At 49.0% G+C, this 10,961-nt stretch carries 10 protein-coding genes; 1 reads left to right on the top strand and 9 read right to left on the bottom strand.

Annotated elements, in window-relative coordinates:
- Positions 1 to 134: 134 nt before the first annotated feature.
- The 9 genes from rsmB to H2C83_RS08840 form a co-directional block, all read right to left on the bottom strand.
- A complete protein-coding gene (gene rsmB / locus H2C83_RS08880; protein ID WP_181739873.1) occupies positions 135 to 1,508 on the bottom strand; it encodes a 16S rRNA (cytosine(967)-C(5))-methyltransferase RsmB in 1,374 nt (457 codons plus the stop codon).
- The gene (fmt, locus tag H2C83_RS08875) at positions 1,498 to 2,445 is read right to left on the bottom strand and encodes a methionyl-tRNA formyltransferase (RefSeq protein WP_281364128.1); all 948 of its coding nucleotides are present in this window, start codon (positions 2,443 to 2,445) and stop codon (positions 1,498 to 1,500) included. Before fmt ends, rsmB begins: the two co-directional genes overlap by 11 nt.
- Positions 2,442 to 2,915, bottom strand: coding sequence for a peptide deformylase (gene def, locus H2C83_RS08870; RefSeq protein ID WP_181739871.1), 474 nt, complete (start codon positions 2,913 to 2,915; stop codon positions 2,442 to 2,444). Before def ends, fmt begins: the two co-directional genes overlap by 4 nt.
- Positions 2,916 to 2,949: 34 nt before the next feature.
- The gene (priA, locus tag H2C83_RS08865; RefSeq protein WP_246333826.1) at positions 2,950 to 5,415 is read right to left on the bottom strand and encodes a primosomal protein N'; all 2,466 of its coding nucleotides are present in this window, start codon (positions 5,413 to 5,415) and stop codon (positions 2,950 to 2,952) included.
- A complete protein-coding gene (gene coaBC / locus H2C83_RS08860) occupies positions 5,387 to 6,592 on the bottom strand; it encodes a bifunctional phosphopantothenoylcysteine decarboxylase/phosphopantothenate--cysteine ligase CoaBC (RefSeq protein WP_181740152.1) in 1,206 nt (401 codons plus the stop codon). The genes priA and coaBC overlap by 29 nt, the downstream gene beginning before the upstream one ends.
- Before the next feature lie 333 nt (positions 6,593 to 6,925).
- Positions 6,926 to 7,129, bottom strand: coding sequence for a DNA-directed RNA polymerase subunit omega (gene rpoZ, locus H2C83_RS08855; protein ID WP_181739864.1), 204 nt, complete (start codon positions 7,127 to 7,129; stop codon positions 6,926 to 6,928).
- 21 nt (positions 7,130 to 7,150) lie between these two features.
- Entirely contained in the window at positions 7,151 to 7,765 is a 615-nt protein-coding gene (gene gmk / locus H2C83_RS08850; RefSeq protein WP_376766355.1) for a guanylate kinase, read from the bottom strand.
- Between the two features lie 9 nt (positions 7,766 to 7,774).
- Complete coding sequence (remA, locus tag H2C83_RS08845; RefSeq protein ID WP_181739862.1) at positions 7,775 to 8,041, bottom strand: extracellular matrix/biofilm regulator RemA; 267 nt, start codon at positions 8,039 to 8,041, stop codon at positions 7,775 to 7,777.
- A 106-nt stretch (positions 8,042 to 8,147) separates the two neighbouring features.
- Positions 8,148 to 9,041, bottom strand: coding sequence for a YicC/YloC family endoribonuclease (locus tag H2C83_RS08840; protein ID WP_181739860.1), 894 nt, complete (start codon positions 9,039 to 9,041; stop codon positions 8,148 to 8,150).
- 222 nt (positions 9,042 to 9,263) lie between these two features.
- Between H2C83_RS08840 and H2C83_RS08835 the strand changes: the two genes are divergently transcribed.
- A complete protein-coding gene (locus tag H2C83_RS08835; RefSeq protein ID WP_181739858.1) occupies positions 9,264 to 10,904 on the top strand; it encodes a putative polysaccharide biosynthesis protein in 1,641 nt (546 codons plus the stop codon).
- Positions 10,905 to 10,961 lie beyond the last annotated feature (57 nt).

Below are 10,961 nucleotides of genomic sequence, written 5' to 3'. Positions count from 1 at the left end.
TGTCACCAATCCCATAAAATCATACATTTCGGCAAAAAAAAGCATCAGTGGAATATCCACTGATACTGGCAGAAAGCAATTTTGTTTAACATCGGTGGTTTCCCGCGCTGCCGGCCGGCTGTTCCGCAACCGGATCAACGTTTTTTGACAACGCGTGAAATAAAAAATCCATCGCTCATCAAATGGTGCGGCAATATTTGTACCCAGGCTGTTCCCGTTTGGGCAGCCTTTTTTACTGCAGGAGAAAGCTTTTCCACAAACTGGCGGTCCATTTCGAAATCCGGATGGCGCTTCAGAAAAGATTTAACCTGTTCTTCGTTTTCGCGGGGTTCCCACGTGCATGTGCTGTAGACAAGCGCACCTCCCGCTTTTAACAGAGGGGCTGCCGAATCAAGCAGAGACTTTTGCAGCCGGACCAGGGAATCGATATTCCTGGCTTCCTTGCTCCACTTCAGATCCGGTTTGCGACGGATCACACCCAGGCCTGAACAGGGAGCATCCAGCAGGATAGCATCAAACGTTCCGGGAGCAAACCGTTTGGCAAGCATGGTTCCATCCTGTTGCGCAATAGAAACAATTTTTATTCCTAACCGCAAAACATTTGACCGGATCAGGGACAATTTATGTTCATGGACATCACAAGCCAATATCTCGCCCTGATTTTCCATCAATTCCGCCAAATGCGTGGTTTTGCCGCCAGGCGCAGCACAAACGTCCAGGACTTTCATTCCCGGCCGGGGTGACAGGGCGCGTGCGACCAGCATCGAGCTTTCATCCTGAATCGTAAAAAAACCTTTTTGAAACCAGGAACTGTAGGCCGGGTTGCCGCCATCATGAATAAGAACTCCTTCAGGGGCAACCGCAGAGGCTTCGGCCTTCCCTTTTTCGCTTTCATGCCATAGTTTGATAAATTGGTCCCGCCCCATTTTCAGCTGATTGATCCGGATGCTTACTTTGGGCGGTATCTGGTTGGAAAGCAAGGCCGCTTTTGTCTCTTCCGCACCATACACCTGTTCCATCCGTTCAATCATCCACTCCGGATGGGAATACGATATCGCTTTTTCCCTGAGCGTTTGCGGATTCCGGGGAGGTGTCAGCCGCTGCTTTTTTCTCAGAAAAGAACGCAGAACTCCGTTGACCAGGCCGGAAATTCCCTTATGTCCTCTTTTCTTGCTGATTTGTACGGTTTCATAAATGGCTGCCCGCTCCGGAATCCGGTCCAGATAAAGCAATTGGTAAATGCCGATTCGTAACAGTTGCCGTACCCAGGGTTCCAGTGACCTGCTGCCTTTTTTCAGCAACTGGCCGAGAATCCAGTCCAGTGTGTTCAGCCGCTGGATCGTTCCATAAACCAGCTCGGTTACCAGACGCCTGTCCCGGTCATCCAGGCAGGACTGCCCCAATACCTGATTTAAAAGGAGATTGCTGTAAGCCTGTTTTGTTTCCAGCTGTACCAATATATCCAGTGCCGTCTCGCGGGCATTTGCGCCCCGTTCTTCAGACTTCAAACCTTTCTCCTTCCTTCATCTGCCGTCCATTGACAAACTGGCCGGCAGTCATTCGCCTTTTTCCGGCCGGCTGAACCTCGGTCAACCACAGAATTCCCTTTCCTGTCGCCACAGCAATGCCTTTTGTATCCAGTTTGATCACTGTTCCGGGTTCCCGGTCAACTTCTTTCTCTTCACAAACCGCTTTCCATACTTTAAACGGTTTGTCCTTCCAGATTGTAAAGGCGCCTGGCCACGGACAAAGTCCGCGCACCTGCCATTCAAGCTGCCTGGCGGAACGCGACCAGTCCATTTTTTCGTCTTCCCGCGTGATATTGGGGGCAAAGGTAACCTGTGATTCATCCTGCGGAATTGCTTTAATCGTTCCATCCAGCAGTCCGGGGAGAACTTCCCGCAAACATTCGGCTCCCAGTTTTGCCAGTTTGTCATGCATTGTTCCGACATCATCCTGGCTGGTAATCGGAATTGCCCGCTTAAGAAGCATGTCGCCGGCATCCAGTGCTTTCACCATATACATGATCGTGACGCCCGTTTCCTTTTCTCCATTGATAATGGCATGGTGAATCGGTGCACCCCCACGGTATTTGGGCAATAACGACGCATGCACATTAATGCATCCGTATGCGGGCGTTTTTAAGACAGCCTCAGGCAAAATCTGGCCATAGGCCGCTGTGACAATCAGGTCCGGATTCAATTCCAGGATCTGCCTTGTTGCCTCTTTCGACCGGAGTTTTAACGGCTGAAATACAGGCAGCCCGTGTTTCAGCGCTTCCACCTTGACCGGGGGCGGCGTCAGTTCTTTTTTTCTTCCTTTGGGCCGGTCGGGCTGGGTAACTGCTCCGATCACCTCAACCCGCTCTGTTTGCTCCAACAATGCACGCAAAGAGGGCACCGCAAAGTCCGGAGTCCCCATAAACAAAACCCTGACTTTGCTCAAGCGTTCTCCTCCTCCTCGGGACGGAATACCCTTGTTGCTACATCAATAAACAGAATTCCGTTCAAATGGTCGATTTCATGCTGCAACGCACGGGCAAGATAACCTTCCGCCTCCATTTCAAACTGATTGCCTTCACGATCCCGGGCAACTACCCTGACCCACTGGGAACGCTGAACCTCCCCCAGCAAGTTGGGGATGCTCAGACACCCTTCCGGCGGAGAAATCTGCTCTCCCTTTTGCTCAACAATCTCGGGATTTACCATTTCGACTAATCCCTCACCAATATCCACAACGATGACACGCTTCAGAATTCCGACCTGTGGAGCTGCCAGTCCGACACCCGGTGCATCATACATCGTTTCAGCCATATCGTCGAGCAGTTTGTGAAGCCGCTCGTTAAATTTGGTTACCGGCCGCGCTTTTTTCTTGAGAACCGGGTCCGGATACAGTACAATATTACGAATTGCCATAAAACAAAAAACTCCTTTCTATGTGATCCCCTCACTACAAAAAAGTCGGCGACGGGATGACAGGTTCCATTCCATCCCGGTCCAGACTGATTTTCAAGTCAGGATCATCAGTCAGATAAACGATTTCTCTCAAACTGTCCTTGACCGTTTGAACAGATTTGCTGTCCAGAGAATACTTTATCAGTATTTGCAACCGATATCGATCCTTAATGCGCGGAATCTGCGCTGGCACAGGACCGAGCATCTGGCAGTCCGGCGGCAGATTCCTTTTGATTCGAAGAGCAATTACCTGCCCGGAACGCATCACCTTTACCCGATCCGGGTGACTGACCAGTACGGAAAACATTCCGCTGAACGGAGGATAGTCATGAAGTTTTCTCAATCGGGTTTCCTGCTGGTAAAAAGCTGAAGTCTGGCGGCTGGCGGCCAAACTGATACTGTAATGTTCCGCGTTATAGGTTTGGATCACGACTTTTCCCGGTTTTTCATGCCTGCCCGCCCGGCCGCTTACCTGTGTCAACAACTGGAAGGTCCGTTCGGCGGATCGAAAATCGGGCAAATGCAGCATGGTATCCGCCGCAATGACGCCAACCAGAGTCACTTTCGGGAAATCCAGGCCTTTGGCAATCATTTGTGTACCCAAAAGCACATCTGCCCGGCCTGCCCCGAATGATCCCAGCAACCGTTCGTGCGCCCCCTTGCGGCCTGTCGTATCCACATCCATGCGAATGACACGAATTCCCGGAAAATGCCGCGAAAGCTCCGATTCAATCCGTTGTGTACCAACACCGAAGTGGCGAATATGCTTGCTGCCGCATGAAGGACAAACCTCCGGCACACGTTCGGCATACCCGCAATAATGGCAACGCACGGTCCGGTTGGTCTGGTGATATGTTAATGAAATATCGCAGTGGGGGCAAGTAAGGGTTTCCCCGCATTCCCGGCACATGACAAACGTTGAGAATCCGCGCCGGTTCAAAAACAGTACCGCCTGCTCGCCACGGTCAATGCACCGGGTCAATTCTTCACGCAGGCTTTCGCTGAACATGGACCGGTTGCCGGCCAGCAATTCCTTTCGCATATCGACCACTTTCATCTCCGGAAACGGGCGCCCATGTACACGTTCTTTCAGTTCAATGTGCTGATAGTATCCTTTTTGGGCATGCATCCAGGTTTCCAAAGAAGGCGTGGCCGATCCCAGAACCAGGGTGGCCTGATGCTTTTGCGCCCGCCACCAGGCAATCTGCCGCGCATGATATTTGGGATTTTCTTCCTGCTTATAGGAAGATTCATGTTCTTCATCGATTATGATCAAACCGATCTTCCTGAAAGGAGCAAAAATCGCCGAACGCGCGCCAATTGCGACCTTCACTTCCCCGTGGCGGATCTTGCGCCACTCATCATACCGTTCACCACTGGACAATTTGCTGTGCAACACGGCCACCTGTTCCCCAAAACGACCCTTGAAGCGATGGACCATCTGGGGGGTAAGCGATATTTCCGGCACCAACACAATTGTTTCCTGGCCCTGTTTTAAAACTTCGGCAATCGCTTGCAGATAAATCTCCGTTTTCCCGCTCCCCGTTACCCCCTGCAAAAGAATCGCTTCAGCCTTCCGGTGCCGGACCGAAGCGAGAATGGGAGCAATCGCCTTTTTCTGCTCCGGCGTCAAAGTGAGCGGTTCTGTCTTCTGAAAGTCCCGGTCCCGATACGGATCACGCAGTTCCTCCCGCTCTTCCACGATCAGACTGCCTTTGTCGACAAGACTTTGTACGGTACTGCGCGAGACCTGAAGTTTGGCCAGCAAATGTGGCAAGGCAATTTCCCCGGGGTTGGCCTGGAAAAATTGCAAAACTTCTTTCTGCCGTTTTGCCCGTCCGGACAATTTATCGATGGCCTCCTGCAGCTGACCGGCACTTGCCGGCTTCACAAATGTCGCTTTCTGTCTGGTAACACGGTCCCCCACTCTCTCTTCCAGCCCAATCAGTCCGTTTCCGGACAATTGCCTGAGACTCGAGGCGCTCACGCCAAAATTCAATGCCTCTTCCCAGGTACACTCCCCTATTTTTTTCAGATAGTCTAAAAAAGGCTGGCTGACAAGATCCCGGAGGGTGTCCGGTTCCTCTTTTTCTCCCAGGTAACGCACGATTTTCTGATATTTTCCTTTAAGAACCGAAGGCACCATCGATTGCAGGGCCGTAATGGTATGGCACAAATACTCATCCGCCATCATAAAACCCAGTTCAACCAGTTCAGGAGTAAGCGGTGGAAGGATATCCATCACTTCACTGACGGACTTTAACTTTCTTGTTTCCGACTGCTCCTTGAGCCGAACAACGTACCCGATCAATTTCCGGTGTCCAAACGGTACCTGAACACGACTTCCTACCCGGACCTCCGGCATGAGTTCTTCCGGAACCAGGTAATCATACGGGCGATCGGTAGCCCGAGCCGGTACATCCACGATTACTTCAGCAATCATTTGAGAACCAGTCCCCAACCAATGTCATCAATTTTCTGGCTACATCCAATTTGTTCATTTGCGGAAGTGAAAAAACTTTTCCATCACGGTCAAAGACAGTGACAATGTTGGTATCACTCCCAAAGCCTGAACCAGGCAAGCTTACGTTATTGGCAACGATATAATCCATGCCTTTGCGTTTCAGTTTATCACAGGCATACTCTTCAACATGATCCGTTTCTGCCGCAAATCCCATAAACAGTTGATGAGGCTTCTTCTGTCTGCCCACCAGGCTGGCAATGTCTTCTGTTTTCACCAGACGCAGGGAAATCTCTTCCTTGCTTTTTTTCATCTTGTGGTCCAACACTTCCCCGGGCCTGTAATCGGAAACGGCGGCTGCCTTGATAATGACGTCCACACTTGGAAGGTATTTCAGCACAGCCTCTTTCATATCCTTCGTCCGAATAACATCGATCCGCTTTATCCCGCCGGGAGTATCCAATGAAACCGGTCCGCTGACCAAAATGACCTCTGCACCTGCCTCACGGGCAGCCTGTGCCAAGGCAAAGCCCATTTTTCCGGACGAATAATTGGAAATATATCGGACCGGGTCAATCGGCTCCAGCGTAGGACCGGCTGTAATCAGCACTTTTTTGCCGGCCAGCCGGCGTTGCCTGGCAAAAAACGTTTCCGCCCACTCAACAATTCGCTCCGGTTCAGCCATACGTCCCTGCCCGACATAACCGCAGGCCAGTTGCCCCTCATCCGGATCAATGAAATACACGCCTCTTTTCTTCAATATCGCCATGTTTTCCTGTACAACCGGATTCTGGTACATGTGCACATTCATCGCCGGTGCCAGTACGATGGGCGCTCTGGTTGCGATCAAGGTGGTTGACAAGATTTCATCGGCCAGCCCGTGGGCCAGTTTGCCAATGATATTGGCAGTTGCCGGGGCGATGATAAACAGGTCTGCATGGTCGGCAAGATCAATATGACTGACCACTTCCGGGTTTTGTTCGTCAAACGTATCCACAGCCACATGGTTATGTGACAAAATTTGCAATGTAAGGGGAGTGATAAACTTCGTAGCCGAATCTGTCATGATTACGCGCACATTGGCTCCCCGTTGCGACAGTTGGCTGGCCACCGATGCTGCTTTAAATGCTGCAATTCCTCCCGTAATCCCCAAAACAATTCGTTTGCTGTTCACAATCCTTTCTCTCTCCTTATATGAGAATTCTAAAGTTTATTTTACCGCATCGTCTACCTGCATTCCCGGTTAAAATCAATTTGGTCTGCCGATATACACATGGCAAACGCTTCTTATTCACGCAAATGGCGGTTCAATACGCCAAATTAACAAATTTTGCCATTTCGGACATGCTGTTCGAAAAAGTACACCCGCACCAGGTCGACATAGAAAAATAACAACCTTTCAAGGTTGTTATTTCAAACTATAGAATAACTTTTATTTGGAGTCATTTTTATGTAAAGAAGCGATCAAGAAGCTTCAAAAAATCACTCTCAAACCATGTCGGCAAGCGCCTTATTTTTCTCCCGTGCGGATTGATGGAACCAAAATATCTGCCGCAATCTCTTCCAAAGCGATTCCCACATATTTTTTCGATTTCGGCTGAAGTTGCGGACTTTGGCCATCCAGCAATTTCCTTGCCCGTTTTGCAGCCATCACCACAATCGAATATTTGCTGTCTGATTTTGTCATAAGTAAATCAATTGATGGATATAACATGATCAAAACCTCCATCTTTTCCTAAGAGTTTTGATCGCTTAACTTCAGGCGATCTGTCCGGCAGTGTTCGGCCATGACAATGGCGCGAATGCATTCACACGCTTTATCCACTTCATCATTGATCACAACATAGTTGTAGTTTTTGATCTGGTTCAATTCATCGCTCGCTGCCTCAAGGCGTTTGTTCAGTAACGCTTCCGTCTCTGTTCCCCGGTTTATGATGCGCTGGCGCAACTCTTCAAATGACGGGGGAACCAAAAAAATAAAGACTCCCTGCGGGAACTTTTCCTTTACCTGCATGGCTCCCTGAACTTCAATTTCCAGAACAATATCCTGCCCTGAGGCTAACGTATTCTCTACAAAACGACGGGGTGTCCCGTAATAGTTTCCCACATACTGTGCCCATTCAATCAGTTGATCTTCTTCAATCATTTTTTTGAACTCGGGAACCGTCTTGAAGAAATAACTGACTCCATCCATTTCCCCTTCACGCGGAGCCCGGGTTGTCGCCGAGATTGAATATGTCAATTCCGGCATTTTCTGCCGCAATCTGGAACATACGGTCCCCTTTCCAACTCCTGAAGGCCCGGAGATAACAATTAGCAGGCCTTCGTTTACACTGTTCACTTTCATCATAAGCCCTTCCTACTCCACAATGTCTTCATGTTGCTCTTTGCTTGCCAGACGGTGAGCAACCGTTTCCGGCTGAACAGCTGACAGAATGACATGGTCACTATCGGTGATAATGACTGCTCTTGTCCTCCGCCCATATGTAGCATCAATCAAAACTCCCCGTTCCCGGGCTTCCTGGATAATTCGCTTGATCGGTGCAGAATCTGGACTGACGATAGAAACAATTCGGTTCGCTGAGACAATGTTGCCAAATCCAATATTGATTAATTTGATACCCAAAAGAGGTGCCTCCTCGCCCATATTCTGAATTGGTGGGAAAGAGCCTGAATTAAACCTTGTTTCCTACTACGCTATTTTAGTCCGTTTTCTGCCAGGAATCAATGTATTACTCAATATTTTGAACCTGTTCTTTCATTTTTTCCAGTTCACTTTTGCATTCAACAACAAATGTACTGATCATCTGCATATTGGCTTTCGAACCGATGGTGTTCACTTCCCGGTTCATTTCCTGGATAAGGAAATCCAGCTTGCGGCCAATTGACTCACCCTTCTCCATCGTTTGGTGAAACTGGGAAATATGGCTGTTGAGGCGGGTCAGTTCTTCGGTAATGTCCGCTTTCTCCGCCCAAACAGCCGTTTCAGTCAAGATGCGTTCCTCGTCAAGATCAGCCCCGGCCAGCCACTCTTCCAGCCGTTTCCGCAATTTCTTCCCGATATGTTCGGACACTTTCGGAGCCAGGACTTTCATTTCCCTGACATATTTACCCAACCGGTCCAGTCTTTTGAGAAGATCAACCCCCAACAGTTTCCCTTCTTGCTCCCTCATCCGTTTCAATTCCTGGCAGGCCGTTTCAACTGTTTGCAAAACAGCCTCATGGTGTGCATCGACAGTCGGCTTTACTTCTTCAATCAGCCACAATTCCGGCTTGTTGAGCAGATCAGCCATGGTCAAATCGGCTTTGACTCCCCATTTTTCGTTCAATATTTTTCCCGCCTGAACAAAACTTTCCAGCAAGCCCCAATCTACTTCCACTTTCCGTTCCGGGGGAAGCAATCCTTCGATGGTGACAAAGACATCAGCCCGACCCCGTCGTATCACGCTTTGCACCCGTTTCCGGATCGATTCTTCGATCGACATCCACCCATGGGGCAAGCGAATTACCATATCCAGAAAACGGTGGTTCATCGTGCGAATTTCTGTAACAATCCGGATTCCGCCATTTTCTGTTTCACCCCGGCCATATCCGGTCATACTAACTACATTGATATTGTTATCCATGATCCCAGTCTCTCCTTATCATAATCCCTTTCTATGATAATCAACCTGCTCCTGCAGGTTCCAGCAAGAATTCCTGCGAATCCTTTTGATTCATTTGAAAAAAAGGCGGATATCCCGGATATTCATCATTTTTTACGATTCTAGCAAAAACGTTTGGTATGCTTCTTACCATATTATTGATAGAATAAATCCGTATAAATTTGATTAAAGGAAGAAGGCAAAATGGCAAACAAACTCGTAAAAGGAACAGTCATCCTAAGTATCGCAACGTTATTTACAAAAATAATCGGCGCTTTATTCTGGGCACCTTTTCAAAACATCGCCGGTGACGAAACAGTAGGCCTTTATCGCATATCTTTTCCTTTTTACACGATATTGCTGATGGTGGCCTCAGCCGGAATCCCGATCACTGTTTCCAAATTCGTTGCCGAGCGGCTGGCCAAAGACGATCGATATGGAGCACGACGAGTTTTAAAAGCCGCTTCATTTATTTTAACATTAAGCGGTCTGGTTGCTTTCTCCATTCTTTTCTTTGGAGCCCGATTCATTTCACATGTATTGCTGGATAACCCGCCAACCGAGTCTTCCTTAAAAGTTTTGGCTTTTGCCATATTAATCGTTCCCATCATGGCCGTTTACCGGGGGTATTTTCAGGGACACCAGCAGATGATGCCCACAGGAATATCGCAGGTGGTCGAACAGATTATCCGTGTCAGTGTGGTGATCGGCCTTACATACTGGATGGTTGAAGCCCATTTTTCGCGGGAACTTGTTGCCGCTGGTGCAACATCGGGAGCCTTTGCCGGTGCACTTGGCGGATTGGCGGTGGTCCTCTGGTACAACAGGAAAGACTTGAAACTGCTGAAAAATGTCACACCGCCAAGCCCGACAGAAATTAAAACCCGGGAATCCTTATCGAAACTGGCCATGAAGATCATTCTTTATGCTTTGCCAATTTCATTGGGTACCTTGATTTTGCCACTGATTGGCCTGATCGATTCATTCACCGTCCCGCGCCTCCTGATGAGTCTGGGAAATACAGAAAGCATGGCCAACACCCTGTTTGGAATTTACGGGCGGGGAGAACCGTTTGTTAATGTCATTTCCACTTTTTCTTCCGCCTTGACCCTTGCCCTGATTCCTACCATCTCTGCACACATTGCCCGGCAGGAAATGGCGGCGGTAGAACACAAAATCAAACAGGCATGGCTGATGACCCTGGTGGTTAGCATGCCATCCGTCATGGGATTGGTCATTTTGGCCCGGCCCCTGAACATACTGATGTTTGAAAATGATTCCGGAACCCTGACACTGTCTGTCCTTGCGTGTTCCTCCGTTTTCAGCACTCTGGCCGTAACCAGTTCAGGGATTCTTCAGGGAATGGGCTACAACAAACTGCCTGTGCGGCATTTGATGATTGGAGCCGCCGTTAAACTGGCCGGCAACTTTGTGTTCATTCCCTGGTTTGGGATCACCGGATCAGCCATGTCCATGGTAGTAGCTTATTTTGTGGTCTGTTCATTAAATATGTGGATGGTCACCAAAAAAACCGGGCTTCGTCTGGATATCCGGCGGCAGTTTGTCAAACCCGCGCTGTCTGCCGGCCTGATGGGAATAACATTGATGGCCGCTTATCTGTTTATCACGCATTGGATCGATCCTTTGCAGATATCCCGTGTAGGAAATGGAATCTTGAGCATCAGCCTGTGTTTGCTTGGCGTCATGATATACAGTATTGTTTTACTGTTGACAAAAACAATTGGCGAAAACGAAATCCGTCTGCTTCCAAAAGGAACCCGGATTTTGGCAGCCTTGAAAAAAGTCGGGCTGATCAGGCCATCCGAACAGGAAATGACTGCTTAACAGGCAATAAAAAAGGCATCTCCAAAAGGAGGATGCCTTGAGGCTGTTGACAAAAGA

Origin of the sequence: Thermoactinomyces mirandus (genome assembly GCF_013868055.1) — a bacterium.
Classification (GTDB): Bacteria; Bacillota; Bacilli; order Thermoactinomycetales; family Thermoactinomycetaceae; genus Thermoactinomyces; species Thermoactinomyces mirandus.
Note: the sequence above shows the minus strand (reverse complement) of the source record. Positions and strands in the feature narration are given on the sequence as shown.

Coding starts and splice junctions, on each gene's coding strand:
- def (WP_181739871.1), bottom strand. CDS start 2,915: ATGGCAATTCGTAATATTGTACTGTATCCGGACCCGGTTCTCAAGAAA.
- rpoZ (WP_181739864.1), bottom strand. CDS start 7,129: ATGTTATATCCATCAATTGATTTACTTATGACAAAATCAGACAGCAAA.
- gmk (WP_376766355.1), bottom strand. CDS start 7,765: ATGATGAAAGTGAACAGTGTAAACGAAGGCCTGCTAATTGTTATCTCC.
- H2C83_RS08840 (WP_181739860.1), bottom strand. CDS start 9,041: ATGGATAACAATATCAATGTAGTTAGTATGACCGGATATGGCCGGGGT.
- H2C83_RS08835 (WP_181739858.1), top strand. CDS start 9,264: ATGGCAAACAAACTCGTAAAAGGAACAGTCATCCTAAGTATCGCAACG.